General features: G+C 35.6%; 21 protein-coding genes. 9 read left to right on the top strand and 12 right to left on the bottom strand.

Annotation, left to right across the window (positions count from 1 at the left end):
* The first annotated feature begins 71 nt into the window (after positions 1-71).
* A complete protein-coding gene (locus tag K6119_RS18305; RefSeq protein WP_221834834.1) occupies positions 72-881 on the top strand; it encodes a 2,3,4,5-tetrahydropyridine-2,6-dicarboxylate N-succinyltransferase in 810 nt (269 codons plus the stop codon).
* Between the two features lie 139 nt (positions 882-1,020).
* Positions 1,021-1,392, top strand: a complete 372-nt coding sequence (locus tag K6119_RS18300) for a four helix bundle protein (protein ID WP_221834835.1) — start codon at positions 1,021-1,023, stop codon at positions 1,390-1,392.
* 80 nt (positions 1,393-1,472) lie between these two features.
* Here K6119_RS18300 and K6119_RS18295 read toward each other — a convergent pair whose 3' ends face one another.
* From K6119_RS18295 to K6119_RS18260, 8 genes are all read right to left on the bottom strand, one after another.
* The gene (locus K6119_RS18295) at positions 1,473-1,670 is read right to left on the bottom strand and encodes a membrane or secreted protein (RefSeq protein WP_221834836.1); all 198 of its coding nucleotides are present in this window, start codon (positions 1,668-1,670) and stop codon (positions 1,473-1,475) included.
* A 104-nt stretch (positions 1,671-1,774) separates the two neighbouring features.
* Positions 1,775-2,215 carry a hypothetical protein gene (locus tag K6119_RS18290; RefSeq protein ID WP_221834837.1) on the bottom strand — a complete coding sequence of 147 codons (441 nt, stop codon included), beginning with the start codon at positions 2,213-2,215 and terminating at the stop codon, positions 1,775-1,777.
* A 138-nt stretch (positions 2,216-2,353) separates the two neighbouring features.
* On the bottom strand, positions 2,354-2,794 hold the full coding sequence (locus tag K6119_RS18285) for a hypothetical protein (protein WP_221834838.1): 441 nt from the start codon (positions 2,792-2,794) through the stop codon (positions 2,354-2,356).
* Between the two features lie 120 nt (positions 2,795-2,914).
* Positions 2,915-3,325 (bottom strand): hypothetical protein, encoded by a 411-nt coding sequence (locus K6119_RS18280; RefSeq protein WP_221834839.1) that lies wholly within the window; start codon positions 3,323-3,325, stop codon positions 2,915-2,917.
* Positions 3,326-3,364: 39 nt separating this feature from the next.
* Positions 3,365-3,727 carry a DUF5684 domain-containing protein gene (locus K6119_RS18275; RefSeq protein WP_221834840.1) on the bottom strand — a complete coding sequence of 121 codons (363 nt, stop codon included), beginning with the start codon at positions 3,725-3,727 and terminating at the stop codon, positions 3,365-3,367.
* A gap of 90 nt (positions 3,728-3,817) precedes the next feature.
* Positions 3,818-4,282 (bottom strand): hypothetical protein, encoded by a 465-nt coding sequence (locus K6119_RS18270; protein ID WP_221834841.1) that lies wholly within the window; start codon positions 4,280-4,282, stop codon positions 3,818-3,820.
* A gap of 119 nt (positions 4,283-4,401) precedes the next feature.
* Complete coding sequence (locus K6119_RS18265; protein WP_221834842.1) at positions 4,402-5,145, bottom strand: GIN domain-containing protein; 744 nt, start codon at positions 5,143-5,145, stop codon at positions 4,402-4,404.
* Complete coding sequence (locus tag K6119_RS18260) at positions 5,124-6,245, bottom strand: acyloxyacyl hydrolase (protein WP_221834843.1); 1,122 nt, start codon at positions 6,243-6,245, stop codon at positions 5,124-5,126. The genes K6119_RS18265 and K6119_RS18260 overlap by 22 nt, the downstream gene beginning before the upstream one ends.
* A gap of 37 nt (positions 6,246-6,282) precedes the next feature.
* On the opposite strand from K6119_RS18260, the gene mazG reads away from it, so the two are divergent.
* The 5 genes from mazG to K6119_RS18235 all read left to right on the top strand — a co-directional run bounded on the left by mazG (position 6,283) and on the right by K6119_RS18235 (position 11,557).
* Entirely contained in the window at positions 6,283-7,050 is a 768-nt protein-coding gene (mazG, locus tag K6119_RS18255; protein WP_221834844.1) for a nucleoside triphosphate pyrophosphohydrolase, read from the top strand.
* The gene (locus K6119_RS18250) at positions 7,050-7,226 is read left to right on the top strand and encodes a hypothetical protein (RefSeq protein WP_221834845.1); all 177 of its coding nucleotides are present in this window, start codon (positions 7,050-7,052) and stop codon (positions 7,224-7,226) included. The genes mazG and K6119_RS18250 overlap by 1 nt, the downstream gene beginning before the upstream one ends.
* Before the next feature lie 27 nt (positions 7,227-7,253).
* A complete protein-coding gene (locus K6119_RS18245; RefSeq protein ID WP_221834846.1) occupies positions 7,254-8,573 on the top strand; it encodes a methylmalonyl-CoA mutase family protein in 1,320 nt (439 codons plus the stop codon).
* The gene (gene scpA / locus K6119_RS18240; RefSeq protein WP_221834847.1) at positions 8,554-10,716 is read left to right on the top strand and encodes a methylmalonyl-CoA mutase; all 2,163 of its coding nucleotides are present in this window, start codon (positions 8,554-8,556) and stop codon (positions 10,714-10,716) included. Before K6119_RS18245 ends, scpA begins: the two co-directional genes overlap by 20 nt.
* Before the next feature lie 103 nt (positions 10,717-10,819).
* The gene (locus K6119_RS18235; RefSeq protein ID WP_221834848.1) at positions 10,820-11,557 is read left to right on the top strand and encodes a hypothetical protein; all 738 of its coding nucleotides are present in this window, start codon (positions 10,820-10,822) and stop codon (positions 11,555-11,557) included.
* A gap of 52 nt (positions 11,558-11,609) precedes the next feature.
* Here the strand turns inward: K6119_RS18235 and bioA are convergent, their stop codons facing one another.
* From bioA to K6119_RS18215, 4 genes are read right to left on the bottom strand one after another with little or no spacing between them, the layout of a single operon-like run.
* The gene (gene bioA / locus K6119_RS18230; RefSeq protein WP_221834849.1) at positions 11,610-12,893 is read right to left on the bottom strand and encodes an adenosylmethionine--8-amino-7-oxononanoate transaminase; all 1,284 of its coding nucleotides are present in this window, start codon (positions 12,891-12,893) and stop codon (positions 11,610-11,612) included.
* Positions 12,893-13,609 carry a bacillithiol biosynthesis deacetylase BshB1 gene (gene bshB1, locus K6119_RS18225; RefSeq protein WP_221834850.1) on the bottom strand — a complete coding sequence of 239 codons (717 nt, stop codon included), beginning with the start codon at positions 13,607-13,609 and terminating at the stop codon, positions 12,893-12,895. The genes bioA and bshB1 overlap by 1 nt, the downstream gene beginning before the upstream one ends.
* On the bottom strand, positions 13,606-14,124 hold the full coding sequence (locus K6119_RS18220) for an STM3941 family protein (protein WP_221834851.1): 519 nt from the start codon (positions 14,122-14,124) through the stop codon (positions 13,606-13,608). The genes bshB1 and K6119_RS18220 overlap by 4 nt, the downstream gene beginning before the upstream one ends.
* Positions 14,124-15,482 (bottom strand): MptA/MptB family glycosyltransferase, encoded by a 1,359-nt coding sequence (locus K6119_RS18215; RefSeq protein ID WP_221834852.1) that lies wholly within the window; start codon positions 15,480-15,482, stop codon positions 14,124-14,126. The genes K6119_RS18220 and K6119_RS18215 overlap by 1 nt, the downstream gene beginning before the upstream one ends.
* A gap of 95 nt (positions 15,483-15,577) precedes the next feature.
* Here K6119_RS18215 and K6119_RS18210 point away from each other — a divergent pair, with 95 nt between their 5' ends.
* Both K6119_RS18210 and ribH read left to right on the top strand, forming a co-directional pair.
* Positions 15,578-16,246: a tetratricopeptide repeat protein gene (locus K6119_RS18210; protein ID WP_221834853.1), complete on the top strand. Its 669-nt coding sequence runs from the start codon at positions 15,578-15,580 to the stop codon at positions 16,244-16,246.
* A complete protein-coding gene (gene ribH, locus K6119_RS18205; RefSeq protein WP_221834854.1) occupies positions 16,246-16,743 on the top strand; it encodes a 6,7-dimethyl-8-ribityllumazine synthase in 498 nt (165 codons plus the stop codon). Before K6119_RS18210 ends, ribH begins: the two co-directional genes overlap by 1 nt.
* Positions 16,744-16,758 lie beyond the last annotated feature (15 nt).

Below are 16,758 nucleotides of genomic sequence, written 5' to 3'. Positions count from 1 at the left end.
ATTAAACTCAAAATTAATCAAGATTCCACAAAGCAAGTCCTATCTTTGCACACAAATAATAGGAAAATAAGATGCAATCAATAATTGAAAAAGCCTGGGAAGACAGAAGTTTACTTGAAACAACCGAAGTACAAGAAGCCATTAATCAGGTAATAAAACAATTGGACGAAGGTGAATTGAGAGTTGCTGAACCATTAGCAGATGGTAACTGGCAAGTTAATGAGTGGGTAAAAAAGGCAGTTGTCATGTATTTTCCTATTAGAAAAATGGAAACCATTGAGGTTGGTCCTTTTGAATTTCATGATAAAATGGCGTTAAAAACCGGATATCAACAAAAAGGAATCAGGGTTGTTCCTCATGCACTTGCAAGATATGGAGCCTATATTTCAAAAGGTGTTATTATGATGCCATCTTATGTAAATATTGGTGCCTATGTAGATGAGGGAACTATGGTTGATACCTGGGCTACAGTTGGATCATGTGCTCAAATTGGAAAAGGAGTTCACTTAAGTGGAGGTGTAGGAATTGGTGGAGTTTTAGAGCCATTACAAGCTGCTCCGGTAATTATTGAAGACAATGCCTTTATTGGTTCAAGATGTATTGTTGTTGAAGGAGTACGTGTTGGTAAAGAAGCCGTTTTGGGTGCAAATGTGGTATTAACTATGTCTACCAAAATAATTGATATTACTGGAGATGAACCAAAAGAAATGAAAGGTTATGTCCCTGCTCGAAGCGTTGTAATTCCTGGATCTTATACTAAAAAGTTCCCTGCAGGAGAATATCAGGTACCATGTGCTTTAATCATTGGTAAAAGAAAAGAATCTACAGATAAGAAGACGAGTTTGAATGACGCATTGAGAGAGAATGATGTTGCAGTTTAATTAGAGTGATGAATTAGGAGTTAGGAGTGATGAGTTAGGTGAAGTTCAGTGAGAATGGTAAAATATTGAATTCTTTAGTTATAACGTAAATAGATTACGGTTTGTTTAAATTGATTTGGTGGTTCAAATTTATTCAATTATGAAACAAACCTTTAACGGACCTATTGACAAAAAGAGTTTTTATTTTGCAATTGACATAGTAAATACCTACAAACACCTAGTCAAAGAAGAAAGAGAATTCGTTCTTAGTAAACAATTATTGAGAAGTGGAACTGCAGTTGGGGCACTTTCTAGAGAAGCACAAAATGCTGAAAGTATTAAAGACTTCATTCACAAATACCATATCGCACAAAAAGAATGTGACGAAACAATTTTCTGGATTCAACTTCTGACTGAAACCGGATATTTAAAGGCTGAATCAGCAAATAATTTACATTATAAGTCTACTGAATTATTAAGGATGATTAAGAGTGCAATTTTAACTGCAAAGAGCAACTTAGCCAAAAGATGACTTTCACACTCATCACTTATAATATGAAATAATCGGATAGGTAATAAAGAAGAGAATTGAATGAAAATCGTCAACTAAGATTACTCTTTCTCTTCTGCTAAGCATTTTTCATCAGGACGAGCTCCACAAAAGCTACAAGGTTCTCCTTCTTTATTGAATATAGGATTGTTACTGGCACATGTTCCGGCGAACTCGCCATTTTTCTTTCCCCAAATTTTGATGGCAATACCTGCAAAACCTACTGCCAAAAGTGCGATTGCTATTAGTGCTAGTTTCATAATATCTTATACAAAGATAGTCGTTTTATAATTAAATAACTTTCAATAAAAAAATCGCAAGCCTAACTAGACTTGCGATTCAATATCTTAAAATTACCTGATAATTATTCAGGCATATTTTTCATTTGCATTCCTAAGGCAACAATAAATCCTGCTGAAGCTAATCCACAAACAATATTCAACATTTGTCCGCTATTTGCTCCTCCGAGTAATAAAAGTAATGCCCAAATTCCGGTTACAATTGCATACATGATAAAGGCTTTTTTATTTCCTCTCATAATCTTAATTGCAGCAACTAAACCTAAAATATTAAGTCCAATCATAATTAAAAATACAATTACGATAACTGCCATTGCTCCTCCCGGATCAGCAATCGGAAGTACTCTAACTGTACTTGCAATAGCTAAAATGTAAAACATCCCTATAAGCATTAATAATCCCCATAGGCTATTCCCTACAATACTTAGGATTGATAATGTTTTAACTGCATCTGGAACTGTTGTTGCTCCACCACTTTCATTTTGGTCGATAATTTCTTCTGACATAATTAGTAAGTTTCGATTTGACCGCAATATAGTAATTGATTACAATTGAGAAAAAGCTTCTTGATCAAACATGGAGATTTTGCAAAAAAAATCGCAAGCCAAAAGACTTGCGATTTAATATTTTGAAAATGCCAATAACTAGTCAGGCATATTTTTCATTTGCATTCCTAATGCTACAATAAATCCAGCTGAAGCTAAACCGCTAACAATATTTAAAATTTGTCCGCCATTTGCTCCTGCAACAAGCATTAACAAAGCCCAAATTCCTGTAACAATGGCATACAAGATAAAGGCCTTTTTGTTTCCTTGCATCATTTTGATAGCTGCTACCAAACCTAAAACGTTCAATAATAGCATTAAAATAATGATCACAACGACCATTGCTACCATTCCTCCTGCACCTGCAGGCATAAAACGTCCCATTGAACCAGTTGCTCCAAGAATGTAGAACAAGGCTATTAAAATTAATAGTCCCCAAAGACTATTTCCAACAATACTAAGGATTGATAGAGTTTTCACTGCATCTGGAACTGTAGTTGCTCCACCGCTTTCATTTTGGTCAATAATTTCTTCTGACATAATTAGTAAGTTTCGATTTTGATTGCAATATAGTAATTGAAAATTTACTATTCCACAAATACATTTAAAAATAACCAGACACAATGTTTTGCTGGTATGTCATTATCCCTGAATCAATTGCTACTTCAGGTGCTTAGCATTCACCCAATACATTACAATAAAAGAAATTGGAAATATTGTATAGATAAAAATCACAGACATGGCCATATTTCTTACAAAAGCCGGTGCTATCATGTATATGTACACAATCGGCATAATTATGGAAATTACCTCTGCAACTGTGTAAATGTATAATCCTCTCTTTTTAAGGTTCCAAATTTCATATGCTGCATAAGCAGTAACAACACTTGTTGCTGCCAATGCCAAATCATACCACAAAGGATTACTATAATTATTCAATCCTCTTGTCAATGGCCCCAACATTCCAATTCCTGAACCCACCCAGGTTAATATACACAATACTGTAATAAATACCGGTCTTCCTTCTGATGATCCCATTTCAGGAGTTGCATCTAAGATTTCTTCACTCATATTTTTATTTAAATTTTATTCTAAAACTTTTCTTAATTGTTAGGCATCTAGAAGTTCGTCATCAGTTGGTCTAACTGCGCCTTCATATTGAGCATTTCCGAATCCTAAAATTGCCCAGAAAATTCCGCCTAAAAAGAACAAGCCAACTCCGAAGGATGATTCTTTACCAAATCTTCGAGCAACTTCTTGTGAAAATTGCCAGAGCACAATGATGTTGTAAATAGGAATCAATACTGCCCACCAATCATCTCTACCGGCTACTCTGAACATAATGATGATATTGTAAATAGGAACAAAAATAGACCATCCCGGTTGCCCGGCTTTTTCAAAAGCTTTGTATTGACCTACAACTAAAAATACTGTCAGAGACAAAACAAATACTATATATACAATTAAAAACATAGGTTATAAATTTGGTTTAACTATCTCAATATTAACAAAAAAACACATCATTCGCATGATGTGTTTCTTACAATAATATATTGAGATTTATTATGCCTCAGTTGATGTAGAATCATCACCTGTTCCATCTAAATCCGCTTTGATTGTATCTTTTGTAGGCATTTCAAAGTTACCATCTCCTTTAATTACAAAAGGAGCAGCTAATACAGCAATTCCTGATAACAATGCAATATAAACTCCAATTCCTAAAGCACCGAATCCACCTTGAGCTCTTACAAACATAAAAAACAACATGTAACCTACGATTGCTCCACCCATTCCGGCAATAGTTTTTTTCTGAGTTGCATCTAATTCTGCATTTCTATCTCCTTGTGTAAAAGCAAGCCCTGCAACAGCAGCACCTAACCCTAAAACAATCCATCCGTCATACAATCCAGCGCTAATTCCTGAAGCTCTGACAGTCATTCCGAAGAAAGAAATCGAAATCCATGGTAAAAAAGCCGCAACAATAGCCAAGGCTCCACCACCTACTATTAACATTCTTTGTTTGTGCATAATCTAATTTTATTAATTGGTTTAAACTATACCAAATGTAATATTATTCAAACAATAACAAAATCAATACATTGCGTATTTGAAAATAGTTATCAACTATTTAATACAGTTCTTAACGATTACATTTGAATGAGTTGTCCGCTTCCCGGACCTTTTCTTACCACCTGAACAGGTGTTCCTGTATACTTGACATCTCCGGTTCCGTCAATTAATACCGTTGCATTTGCACCTTCTAAATTAACCGGAAGATCTACCCTTGAATTTTGATAAACAGAATATTGATCTGCGGTAAAATCCAAAGCATTTCCAAATCCTTTTTCCTGAATCTTAACATCTCCCAATTGAGCATGTCCACTCAAGTGAAAATCTGAAGTTCCAATTGAAACCACCATTTTCATATAAACGGCATCAACATCCAATGTCAATACACCTCCTCCTTCTCTCATTTCTATCATTAAGGTGTCTGCCACAATTGTCTCTTCAAATATTACTGAATCTGAAGGTTCAATGTAAAACTTGCCGAAGTATGGATAATGAATTTCAACTTCTACTTTTCGCTCGTTGTCTCTTAAAAAATGACAACGATTCCCACTTGTTATTTTAATGGAATCTGCATTTTGTTCCGCACTGATCAAACCAACCATATTTTCGCCACCTTTTACCAAGATTTTTCTACTTGTGTCTTGTATGATGCGATACTTCATTCTTGGTCCCAAATGCCAATATCTAACACTGTCCAACTGTATTTCTCTCACAGTTTCCTCACCGTGTCCCTTAAAGCATCTTCTTTCCTCACTCTTTTTACATGCCATCAAAAAGAAGAACACCAATACACTTAAACCTATTTTCGCCGCTTGCTCCATAATTGATAACCTATTCCAAACTCTAAATAATCAGCAATTCCCAAATGAGCTTTAATCCCCACAATTGCTGAAATTTTATCTGTAAAATGATACCTGAATCCCAATCGATTATAGATATAATCAAATGGATGTACAGGACTCCAAAAATAAACTCCCAAGCCGGTAAAAAACTCAGCTCGGTAAAAGTGAATACTAGCTCCAACGAAAGCCCCAAACTGAATAGTTTCGCCTACTTTATAGGCTACAGTATCTAAATGATATTGATTTCCTCCGTTGAAAATTCCGTCTAATGCAAAGTCTACCTTCCATCTGCTTCCAACATTCAATGAATACAATCCTTGCACTGCAATTACTGGCCTAGATTTTACAGGTGTATACTTAACCGGATTTTGTTTTGAACTTCCAATTACAAAGATTCTCAGTTCATCTTCCATTCGCTTTTCGTAATTACTATCATCTAAAGAATCACTCCACCCTTTTTTAAATACTTCTCTTGTTTTTATATCATATCCAACATTGAATACTACTGAAGGTATATTCAATCCTAAATTTGGAACTTTCATTGCTGCATTTGAATAATGCGAAAATTCAAACCCTGCACCTAAGTGCCAATGTTCAAAATACTTGTTGTATTGAAACATCAAATTTACATATCCATTAAGGTGTGAACCTATTGCATTGTTCTTTGGATTTGTTACTTCATCATAAGCTTTGGTTTCAATAGATAATCCGGTTCCTATCCTAAAGTCTAAGGCTCCGAACTTCTTTCCTTGATAAAGAGGAAAAGTGGTATGCGGAAAAATAGAAAAGCCTTTACCTAAAACCTCTTTATTCCCAAAATCATGATACTGTAAAGAAATTCCTCTGTATGCGCCTTTGAACATTTTGTTCCAGGCTGAGTTAGATACATCTTGCTGGGTTAACTCCAATTCAAAAGCAACACAATTTTTTTGTGGTAAATGAGCCATGTTTGCTCTATGAGCAATCAAAAACCCTCCTTTAGATCTTAGATTAATAGATGTAGGAACAAATTGTTGAAATCTTTGTCCTAAACTAAGGTGAGAGAGTAGAATTAAAAGTAAAAAAGTAAATAACTTCACAACACAATATCGCCAAAAACGCGCCAATTTAAGAAAAATGGAGGACAAACTTAAAGCATTTGAAAGGCTTTTAAATATCATGGATGATCTGAGAGAACAATGTCCATGGGATAAAAAGCAAACATTAGAATCACTTAGACACCTCACTATTGAAGAGACCTATGAGTTGGCAGATGCTATTATTGCCAATGACTTAGAAGAACTGAAAGGTGAAATTGGAGACCTCATGTTGCATATGGTTTTTTATGCCAAAATAGCCTCAGAAAAGAATGCTTTTGACATTACAGATGTACTTAACGCCATTTGCGATAAACTTGTCCACAGGCATCCACACATCTATGGTGATGTAAAAGTTAGTTCAGAAGAGGAAGTAAAAGCCAATTGGGAAAAACTAAAGTTGAAAGAAGGCAAAAAATCAGTTTTAGAAGGAGTTCCTAAATCGTTACCTGCCTTAGTAAAAGCTACAAGAATTCAGGATAAAGTGAAAGGTATTGGATTTGAGTGGGACAACAAAGACCAAGTTTGGGAAAAGGTTGAAGAAGAAATTGGCGAATTTCAAGTTGAAGTTGAAAAAGGAGATAAAGTGAAGATGGAAGAGGAATTTGGTGATGTCTTATTTTCATTAATCAATTATGCCAGATGGGTTGGAGTAAATCCTGAAGATGCCTTGGCAAGAACAAATCAAAAATTCATTAATCGCTTTATGTGGATGGAAGCTGAAACAGCTAAAGACGGTAAAATGTTATCTGAGATGAATCTGGAAGAAATGGACGTTTATTGGGAACAATCTAAAGCACATAAATAATGAGCAATCTTACTGCTGCTTTAATCATTTCATTAGGTGGATTATTTATTGGCTTGATAACCGGATTGGTAGTTAAAAAAAATGGATATTCATTTTGGAGATACTTTTTTACAGGAACAATAATGGGATGCGGAATCCTGGGTATTTTAATTAAGATTCTGAAGGATTATCTGTAAAAGGGAAATTCAAGTAAATTTGTAGTGATGGAAAAATTATTTGACAATTTTAAAGCTGTTGAATATTCAAAATGGGTTGAACAGATAGAGAAAGATCTTAAAGGCAAGCCTCTTGATGTTTTACTATTTGCAGCTGAGAAAGAAATAACAATAAATGCTTTTCAAAACCCTGAAGAAGCCAAACAAATTAGATTTCCGCTTGTAAAAAAGCACGCTAATTGGAAGACTAGAAAATTCTATGCAACTTCTGATAACAAGGAAATATTAAGAGATTTAAACGAGGGGATAGATTGTTTGGGGTTAAATTATCAAGATCAGGCATCATTTGAAAAATCTGTTGACAAAGTTGGCTTTGAATTCATTGATGCAGATGTTGAATTTGACAACAAAGATGCAGCAATCAACTTTAAAGGAGAGAACAGTATTCGTCTCAACTTTGATATAATTGCTCAAGGAATCGCTAACGGAGAATGGAAAAATCAATTGTCAGATTTTACAGACTTTTTTAAAGCACAGCAAGCTCATCAAAACATTTGGGTGAATGGAGCGTTGTACGGAAACTCTGGAGCATCAACTGTTCAGGAATTAGCTTTTACAGCCAATCATTTAAATGAATACATTCAAGTATTGTATGATACCGGTATTGACTTAGCCACTATCAATAAATCAATTGTGATAGAGCTATCTATCACCAATAACTACTTTGTAAATATTGCCAAGTACAAGGTGATGAGATATTTGATTGAGCATATCTTCAAGGCTTATGACAGCAATTTTAAAAGCGAAGTCATCACCATTTATGCAACTAACAGTGACAGATTTGCTGCTGTTAATGATAGCAACAATAATCTACTAAGACAGACAACACAAGCAATGTCCGCTATTATTGGAGGTTGTGATGTATTGACAATTCACCCTCATGATGAACAAAGCGAGTTGTACAACAGAATGGCTAAAAACATCTCATTATTGTTAAGAGAAGAATCGTATTTAGATAAGGTAGAAGACGCAGCTGAAGGATCTTACTTTGTAAATACCTTGTGTCAAATAATTGCTGAAAAAGCATGGGAATTGTTCAAATCTATAGAACAAAAAGGCGGATTGATAAAAGCAGTTGAAACCAATTTCATTCAAGACGCTATAGCTTCTAACAGAACTTATTTGATTGAACAATTAAACAACGGAAAATTGACCTTTTTAGGCGTAAATAAATATCCTTCTACTTTGGAAGATTGGAAAGATGTGAACCCTTCAGAAAATGAAGATGGGGTTACTTTCAAGTCATTACAAACATTCAAATTAGAAGGCCACTTTAAAAAAGAATTACATGAGCAGAGTAACGTTTGATCACATAGAGCTACAACCGGCTCAGGAAGTATCTAAAGATCAAACCGAGTCGACTTTTAAAACTGCTGAACAAATTGACATCAAGTCAAAATATGCAGCTGTTGATATTAAAAATGCAGAACACCTTGGATTTGTTTCGGGTATAGCTCCTTATTTAAGAGGTCCCTATTCAACAATGTACACTATGCGTCCCTGGACAATTAGACAGTACGCGGGATTTTCAACGGCTGAGGAATCCAATGCATTTTACAGAAGAAATTTAGCAGCAGGGCAAAAAGGACTTTCTGTTGCATTTGACCTTGCCACACACCGTGGATACGATTCAGATCATGAGCGTGTTGTTGGTGATGTTGGTAAAGCAGGTGTGGCGATTGATTCTGTAGAAGACATGAAGGTTTTGTTTGATCAAATTCCTTTGGATAAAATGTCTGTTTCAATGACCATGAACGGTGCTGTTATTCCGATTATGGCATTTTACATAGTTGCGGCAGAAGAGCAAGGTGTTAAACCAGAAGAATTGGCGGGTACCATTCAAAATGATATCCTCAAGGAATTCATGGTGAGAAACACTTATATCTATCCTCCACAGTATTCAATGGCCATTATTGCAGATATTTTTAAGTACACATCTGAATTAATGCCAAAATTTAATTCAATATCTATTTCAGGTTACCACATGCAAGAAGCAGGTGCTACCGCAGATTTAGAATTGGCATACACCTTGGCAGATGGACTGGAATATATTCGTACAGGAGTAAAATCCGGGATGGATATTGATGTATTTGCTCCAAGACTTTCTTTCTTTTGGGGAATTGGAATGAATCATTTTATGGAGATTGCTAAAATGCGTGCAGCCAGAATGATTTGGGCCAAATTGGTAAAACAATTCGATCCGAAGAATACAAAATCAATGGCACTAAGAACGCATTGTCAAACTTCTGGTTGGAGTTTAACGGAGCAAGATCCATATAACAATGTAGCCAGAACTTGTATTGAGGCATTAGCCGCAGCTTTTGGAGGAACACAGTCTTTACATACAAACGCTTTAGACGAAGCCATTGCACTACCTACAGATTTTTCTGCCAGAATTGCCAGAAATACGCAAATCTACTTGCAGGAAGAAACAGGTATTACTCATGCTATTGACCCTTGGGGAGGATCCTATTATGTAGAAAAACTTACAGAAGAAATTGCTCATAAGGCCTGGGAACATATTCAAGAAGTTGAGGAATTAGGAGGAATGGCGAAAGCGATTGAATCCGGAATTCCTAAAATGAGAATTGAGGAAGCAGCTGCTAGAAAGCAAGCCAGAATTGATTCAGGAAATGACGTTATTGTTGGTGTAAACAGATATCAATTAGAAAAAGAAGATGAAATTGAAATTCTTGAAATTGACAACACCAAAGTAAGACAAGATCAAATTGCAGGATTAAAGAAATTACGTGCAAACAGAAATGAAGCAGAAGTGCAAGAAGCTTTAAATAAGCTAAAAGCCTTGGCTCATGAAATTAAATCCAATCCAGATAGAGAAAGGGATATCAATGCCAATTTGCTACACTTAGCAGTTGATTGTGCCAGAAAAAGAGCTTCTTTAGGAGAGATATCAGACGCAATGGAAGATGCTTTTGGCAGATATCAAGCTACTATAAGATCAATTTCAGGAGTTTATTCAACAGAAGCCATGCAAGACAAAGACTTTATTGAAGCTAAAGAATTAGTAGAGAAATTTACTAAGTTAGAAGGTAGAAGACCACGTATCATGGTAGCTAAAATGGGACAAGATGGCCATGACAGAGGTGCAAAAGTTATCTCTACTTCATTTGCCGACATTGGATTTGATGTTGATATTGGGCCTTTATTCCAAACTCCGCAAGAAGTAGTTAAACAAGCCATTGAAAATGATGTACACATCATAGGAGTTAGTTCTTTAGCTGCAGGACATAAAACATTGGTTCCCCAGGTAATTGAGGAATTAAAGAAAAAAGATAGAGAAGATATAATGGTAGTTGCGGGTGGTGTAATACCTCAACAAGACTATCAATATTTATATAATGCAGGTGTAATGGGAATTTTTGGTCCCGGTACCAAAATATCGTCTGCAGCCATTGAAATACTTAATATTATGCTAAAGTATTATGATTAACAATCTTGTTAAATTTTTCTTAATTTCGCCGATATGAAACTTTCGGCATCAATTTTGAGTTTAATAGGGGGAATCAATGATGAATCGAAAAAATAATATCACAATGAAAAAATTAGTATTACTAACATGTCTTTTGGTTGGATTTGTAATCAACGCAAATGCACAGCCGCCTGAATACGACGATCTAGTAATCTATTATGCAGATGGGGATTATGAAAAGTTGTTAAAGACTGCAGAAAAATATACGCAAAAAGACGAAACTAAAAGTGACGCCTTGCCTTACTTGTATTTGGCAAAATGCAACTTTGAAATGTCTAAAGATCAAAAGTGGAAGGACAAGTTTCCAAAAGCTTTTAATGATGCGATCAGATTTGCTGGAAACTGTATCAAAAAAGATGAGCGTGCAGGAACTTCTGTTGTTCAGGACAACTTAGGATTTTTCACTGATTTAAAGATTGCAGTAGTTGAAGATATCAAAAACCTTGTTGCTGAAGAAGCATACATGAAATTGATGGGAGCAATTGCCAAGTTGCACAGATTTGCTAAAGATGATGTTGGATCATATTTCTTGAAAGCTGGAGCACAATACATGGAAAATGATAAATCAGGTGGTAAAATCACTGAAAAAGAGGCATGGGAGAAATTAGACGCAATTCAAAGCGTTGAAAATTGGAGATCAATTGATTTTGAAATGTTGAAAGTTGGAGTTTTAGTTTACTGTAAAGCTAAAATCCAGGTGATGAGATTGAAAGATGATGCTGTTGAGTTACTTGGAAGAGTAAAACAATGGTTAGAGCATGACAGTGAGTTCATGGCTTACTATGACGAAGTGATCAACTAAGAAAATTATAAAATGAAGTGAATCCCGTTCTTTAATAAGGACGGGATTTTTTTTATTTAGACTTTTGGATTCGTTCAATAAACAAATCAATATGATGGTAAATGTGCTGCAATTCTTCTTTTGAAATACAATAAGGAGGATTAACAAATATCACATTACCTAAGGGTCTTATTAAGATTCCATTTTCTAAAAAATATTGATACGCCTCATACCTTAACGAAGAAAAATAACTCGCCTTGGTATCTACATCAACATCAATTCTAAGGATAGTTCCTTTACTTCCAATATCTCTAATTCCTTTTTTACCTTTCCATAGCTCACAGATTTGAGCATGCATTTCAGAGATCATTGCCACTTTTGATTTGCTCTCTTCTGTCAATAAAACACCCAAAGAAGCACATGCGGCTGCTGAAGCAATTGGATTTCCGGTAAACGAATGTCCATGCAAAAAGGCTTTGGCTAAATCATCTCCTTTAAATGCTTCAAATATTGCTTCGGTAGTAATGGTTAACCCCATAGCCATCACTCCTCCAGTCAATCCTTTTGATAAACAAACAATATCAACTTCCTCTTCAATTTGATCAAGTGCAAACATGGTTCCTAATCTGTAAAACCCCGTCATTACTTCATCCGCTATCGTAATAACATCATTGGCTTTGGCCAATTTGATCAATTCATTCAATACTTCAGCATCATAAATCCTCATCCCCGCAGCACCTTGAACCAATGGCTCAAAAATAAAACCGGCATAATTTCCTTCTGCCATTAACTTTTTAGCCAATGACAAAACATCATTTGCATTTTCTTTTGTGGGAAATGGAAGATAATCTACATCAAAAAACAAGTGCTCAAATGGCTTGTTAAAAAAGTCCCTCTCCCCTACACTCATGGCGCCAAAGGTATCTCCGTGATAAGCTCCTTCAATAGCTAAAAACTTGCCTTTTTTTACTGATTTATTGTGCCAATACTGATAAACCATCTTAATAGCCACCTCAATAGCTGTAGACCCATTATCTGAAAAAAATGCTTTACTAAAATTTCCCGGTAACAATTCCACCAATCGTTCTGCTATTTCAACAGCTTTAGGATGTGTAGCTCCCGCAAAAATAATGTGATCCAAACTGTTGATCTGCTTGGTTATTCCGTCTATGATTTGTTGATTACCGTGTCCATGTAAAACCGTCCACCAACTAGAATTGGCATCTATATATTTATTGCCTTTTTCATCAATAACCCAAACTCCTTCTGCTTTAACAACCGGAATTAAATCCGGAGATAGGCTGGCCTGGGTGAAAGGATGCCAAACGTATTTTTTATCTTTTTCTAATAAAGACATTAAATCAAATCGGTAATATCCTTAACTCCGGCAGGCCTGGTGAAAACAAACCCTTCTGCGAACTCTGCACCAATGTATCTTCCAAAATCTCTCCAACGTCCTTTTAAAACATCAAAAAACTCTTCTCCTGATATTGGGGTTAAAGGTTCTTTGCTTTCGGGATCATAGAATTGAGTTTTGTATGCCTTTATCGCTTCAATTTTAGCCTCTACTACATCCGAAATATCAACTACAACATCCGGTTTTATATAATAATCCTGAATGTAATGATAAACAGCTCTAGGTCTCCAGGCTTCTTGCTTTACATCATTCAATGCTGTTTTTATTTTAGGTAATCCTGATAAAAAACATGCATCTTTTGCCAAAGCTGCAGCTTTACCATGATCAGGATGTCTATCATGAGGTGCATTGATAAATACAACATCCGGCTGAAACTTTCTCAACTGTTCAATGATGAGCATTTGATTTTGTCTGACATTTTCAAAAAATCCATCCGCCATTCCAAGATTCACTCTAAAATCCAGGTTCATTAAATCTGAAGCATCTGACGCTTCCTGATCTCTTAACTCTGCAGTTCCTCTTGTTCCTAATTCACCTCTGGTCAAATCCAGAATTCCTACTTTCTTTCCGCTTTTCTTGGCTTTAATAAGTGTTCCTGACACTCCTAATTCAGCATCATCAGGGTGTGCGGCAATTGCCAGAATGTCTAATTTCATTTTCGTTTTAATCTTTTGTCAATTACTTCAATCAATTCTTCTGTGGTACAATCCAGCTGTTTTATTTCTATTACAACCGGCGTTTTGAATTGTTGTATATTCTGTTTTAATAATCTTTCAATGGCCTTGTTTTTAGCATGATGAACGATATCACTTTCATTTTTCACCATGACTATCAACATATCCAAATGCAATGACATATCAATATCTATGTCTTTAATATCTTTCCATTTTACCAGACCTACGCCAATATCTGAAGTATAATCATGGATTCCTTCAGCATCTATTCTTAAACCTGCTTTTGGATCAAATCGCAGTCTGGCCTTAGCTCCGGCAGCTACTACTGCTAATAAGCAAGCTACAATCCCTGCACCTTTCCAAACCCATTCAACATTTTTCATGCTTTCACCTAATCCAAAGCATACAATCAGAATTACAATTCCAATTACGCTAAAAGCAATCATCTGTAAAGTGAGTCGCTTTTTATTGACGGGTATGTGTAGATCTTCTGACATTAATTAGAAAAAAAAGTTTTCAAGTTCAGTGCAAAGTTAGTTTTATCTGTGTTTTTGAAAATCTCATAGAGCATCACTCCATAAACTACAACATATTCTGCGATTATCAAAAGTCCGTTCTCTCTGAACTCCGGATTGTCATATGCCGCATAAGACAACATTACCATGAATGACCACACCAATGCAAACTTATATCTGGTAAAAATTGATAAGACCAAAATAAATGTCACATACCATGGATGAACTGTTGTCCCTAAAGCATAGTAGATGGTAATACCAAACATCATGGCAGTGAACAGGTATTGTTCGCCTTTATAATTTTTAAAAGCTGCAACCGCAACAATTCCGAGTAGCGATAAATATTTTAAAAACGGACCATAAAAATGAATACCATCCCATCCTTTAGTAGCCATGGTAATCTCTTTAAGTAAAAATGCAATACTGCCGTTAAACTGAAACGAATGGAAATACAAATCAATTGATTGCATGAAATTATTGTAGAACTGAGCGTTAATCATCATAGCACCTACAGTTAAAACTACTACACCTGTCATAGCTACAAATCCCAGTGAATTTCTCCACTTTAAGTGTTTCATAAAGAAAGGCAATAGCATCAATGGAATCAACTTTATTTGCACAGCAATCCCTAAAAACACAGCTCCCATTAGCCATTTCTTGATCAAAACATAATAAATAGCTAAAAGAGTAAAAAATATCATCACTCCTTCAAAATGAAGATTACCCGTAAATTCAAGAATCACAAGTGGATTAAGGGCATAAATCCATATCAGATGAGTGGGCTTATTGAGGTGTTCCAAAATCTTTTTACCAATGTAAATAGCACCTATATCAGCCAAAATCATCACCAATTTTAATGTTATCACAAAAGCGGGAATGCTATCAGTCATTTTAGCGGGAATGTAAAAGAACATTTGATTAAAAACCGGATAACAAGTATAATTAGCCTGTGACAACTCCCCCATTCCATGAAACAGCATGCGCATATGCGGATTACTATAAATAGGTCCTTGAGAAATTAATTCATTCGGAGTATGTGCGTAAGGATTAATTCCACTTGCCATAAGCTCTCCATCCCAAATAAATCTGAAAAAATCATTTGATAATTCAGGCATAGCGGCAATAAGAACCAGCCTTATAGCAACGGCTAAGATGACAAAATGCTTGAATTTCCACTCTTGCTTATTCAGCCAGATGTAATAAAAAGCTTGAAAAGCGAGTAAATAAAGTAAAATGAATTGCAAGAAATTTTCTCGCTCAGTTTCAAATCCAATTAAGCCTATACACAGGCCTAGCACAATGATTTGAAGGTATGGTAATGCTTTTAAGATAAGTTTCAAGTTTGTCGGCTTTTAAAACAAAGCATACAAAATTCATGATTTTATATCAATTTGACTAAAAAAAATTATTTTTGCACTCATTATTTAATAAAACCATGGCAAAGAAGAAGGAAGCTACACAAGACGAACTGACCAATTTAACGGCAACTGAGAACTTTTTTGATAAGTACAAAAGACCGTTGATGATAGCTGGTGGGGTATTGATTGTATTCATAGTAGGAATCATTGTCTATCAAAAATTTGTTGTTGAACCTAAGGTTGAAGAGTCTCAAGACGTTTATTGGGATGCATTTTATCTTTATGAAGAAGGAGATACAACAGAATTGGCTTATCAAGGTAATGACCAAATTATGGGCTTCATTGACATTGCCAGTGAATATGATGGAACTCCTGCAGGAGAAATCGCTTCTTATGCTTTAGGAACTCATGCTATGGAAAAAGGTCAGTGGGACGAGGCACTTTCTTATTTAGATGATTGTGATTTTGACGACATGATGGTAGGTACTTTAGTTATCGGACTTAAAGGAGACTGTTATGTAGAGTTAGAACAATATTCAGATGCTGTTGAAATGTTTGAAAAAGCAGCAGACAGAGAGCCAAATGAATTTACTTCTCCAATGTTCTTGAAAAAAGCCGGTTTGGTTTACGAGAAATTAGAGGATAACGAGAATGCAGTTGTTGCTTATCAGAGAATCAAAGACGAATGGCCAGAAGCGCCAGTAGCTGCTGATATCGATAAGTACATTACTCGTGCTCAGGGATAATGGCCACCTACCTTAAAAATCTTTCAGATTACCAACGAGACCGCGTTCCTAACGGAGCCAAATTCAGAGTTGGAATTGTCGTTTCTCAATGGAATGATGATATTACATTAGGCCTTCTTAAAGGAGCAGAACAAACCTTGTTGGAAAATGGCGTAGAGCCTGACAACATCATCATCAGATTTGTACCCGGAACCTTTGAATTGCCATTAGGAGCTCAAATGTTGCTAGAGGCAGACGAAGAAATGGACGGCGTAATTGCTATTGGATGTGTAATCCAGGGAGAAACTCGTCATTTTGATTTTGTTTGCGAGGGAGCCACCAAAGGCATCATGGACGTTCAATTAGAATACGGAGTACCTGTTTCATTTTGTGTGTTAACTGACAATACCAAGCAACAATCAATAGACAGATCTGGAGGCAAGCATGGAAACAAAGGAGTTGAATGTGCGGTTGCCTGTATGCAAATGATCGGCTTGCAAAAAGAACTTGAACCTTAGAGAGTCAAGAATCAA

Origin of the sequence: Paracrocinitomix mangrovi, assembly GCF_019740355.2 — a bacterium.
Classification (GTDB): domain Bacteria; phylum Bacteroidota; class Bacteroidia; order Flavobacteriales_D; family Crocinitomicaceae; genus Paracrocinitomix; species Paracrocinitomix mangrovi.
This window is presented reverse-complemented; position numbering and strand designations above follow the sequence as displayed.

What these genes read in the sequence shown, in the direction of transcription:
- K6119_RS18220 (WP_221834851.1), bottom strand. Translation starts at nt 14,124, where the DNA reads ATGTCAGAAGATCTACACATACCCGTCAATAAAAAGCGACTCACTTTA.
- K6119_RS18235 (WP_221834848.1), top strand. Translation starts at nt 10,820, where the DNA reads ATGAAAAAATTAGTATTACTAACATGTCTTTTGGTTGGATTTGTAATC.
- mazG (WP_221834844.1), top strand. Translation starts at nt 6,283, where the DNA reads ATGGAGGACAAACTTAAAGCATTTGAAAGGCTTTTAAATATCATGGAT.
- K6119_RS18250 (WP_221834845.1), top strand. Translation starts at nt 7,050, where the DNA reads ATGAGCAATCTTACTGCTGCTTTAATCATTTCATTAGGTGGATTATTT.
- K6119_RS18305 (WP_221834834.1), top strand. Translation starts at nt 72, where the DNA reads ATGCAATCAATAATTGAAAAAGCCTGGGAAGACAGAAGTTTACTTGAA.
- K6119_RS18210 (WP_221834853.1), top strand. Translation starts at nt 15,578, where the DNA reads ATGGCAAAGAAGAAGGAAGCTACACAAGACGAACTGACCAATTTAACG.
- K6119_RS18245 (WP_221834846.1), top strand. Translation starts at nt 7,254, where the DNA reads ATGGAAAAATTATTTGACAATTTTAAAGCTGTTGAATATTCAAAATGG.
- K6119_RS18270 (WP_221834841.1), bottom strand. Translation starts at nt 4,282, where the DNA reads ATGCACAAACAAAGAATGTTAATAGTAGGTGGTGGAGCCTTGGCTATT.
- K6119_RS18295 (WP_221834836.1), bottom strand. Translation starts at nt 1,670, where the DNA reads ATGAAACTAGCACTAATAGCAATCGCACTTTTGGCAGTAGGTTTTGCA.
- K6119_RS18265 (WP_221834842.1), bottom strand. Translation starts at nt 5,145, where the DNA reads ATGGAGCAAGCGGCGAAAATAGGTTTAAGTGTATTGGTGTTCTTCTTT.
- bshB1 (WP_221834850.1), bottom strand. Translation starts at nt 13,609, where the DNA reads ATGAAATTAGACATTCTGGCAATTGCCGCACACCCTGATGATGCTGAA.
- K6119_RS18290 (WP_221834837.1), bottom strand. Translation starts at nt 2,215, where the DNA reads ATGTCAGAAGAAATTATCGACCAAAATGAAAGTGGTGGAGCAACAACA.
- K6119_RS18280 (WP_221834839.1), bottom strand. Translation starts at nt 3,325, where the DNA reads ATGAGTGAAGAAATCTTAGATGCAACTCCTGAAATGGGATCATCAGAA.
- K6119_RS18300 (WP_221834835.1), top strand. Translation starts at nt 1,021, where the DNA reads ATGAAACAAACCTTTAACGGACCTATTGACAAAAAGAGTTTTTATTTT.
- scpA (WP_221834847.1), top strand. Translation starts at nt 8,554, where the DNA reads ATGAGCAGAGTAACGTTTGATCACATAGAGCTACAACCGGCTCAGGAA.
- K6119_RS18285 (WP_221834838.1), bottom strand. Translation starts at nt 2,794, where the DNA reads ATGTCAGAAGAAATTATTGACCAAAATGAAAGCGGTGGAGCAACTACA.
- K6119_RS18275 (WP_221834840.1), bottom strand. Translation starts at nt 3,727, where the DNA reads ATGTTTTTAATTGTATATATAGTATTTGTTTTGTCTCTGACAGTATTT.
- bioA (WP_221834849.1), bottom strand. Translation starts at nt 12,893, where the DNA reads ATGTCTTTATTAGAAAAAGATAAAAAATACGTTTGGCATCCTTTCACC.
- ribH (WP_221834854.1), top strand. Translation starts at nt 16,246, where the DNA reads ATGGCCACCTACCTTAAAAATCTTTCAGATTACCAACGAGACCGCGTT.